This is a genomic window from Rossellomorea aquimaris (genome assembly GCF_001877785.1).
Lineage (GTDB): Bacteria > Bacillota > Bacilli > Bacillales > Bacillaceae_B > Rossellomorea > Rossellomorea aquimaris_A.
Genome location: NZ_MINN01000059.1, coordinates 1 through 387, shown reverse-complemented (window position 1 = coordinate 387; position 387 = coordinate 1). Strand labels below are relative to the sequence as shown.

The following is a 387-nucleotide window of genomic DNA, read 5'->3' as shown; positions in this document are numbered from 1 at the left end:
TTGTGCGTGTTACTGTATGTCTTGCGTCTACTTATGTGTAGCTGGACAGTATGTCAGTTGTTCTATGTTTTATTCTTTTTTTTTTAGGGTTAGTCGGGACCTAAGTCGAGGCCGATAGGCGTAGACGATGGACAACAGGTTGATATTCCTGTACCACCTCCCCGCCGTTTGAGTAATGGGGGGACGCAGAAGGATAGGGTGAGCGTGCCGTTGGTTGTGCACGTCCAAGTTGTGAGATGAGAAACGAGGCAAATCCCGTTTCTACATACATCAAGCAGTGATGGCAAGAGGTTTACCTCAGAGTCCCTGATTTCACACTGCCAAGAAAAGCCTCTAGCGAGGCGGGAGGTGCCCGTACCGCAAACCGACACAGGTAGGCGAGAAGAG

Annotated in this window: 1 rRNA gene; it reads left to right on the top strand. The window is 49.9% G+C overall.

Annotated elements, in window-relative coordinates:
• Window positions 1-48: 48 nt before the first annotated feature.
• Window positions 49-387, top strand: a 23S ribosomal RNA gene (locus tag BHE18_RS02400); the annotation flags it as partial.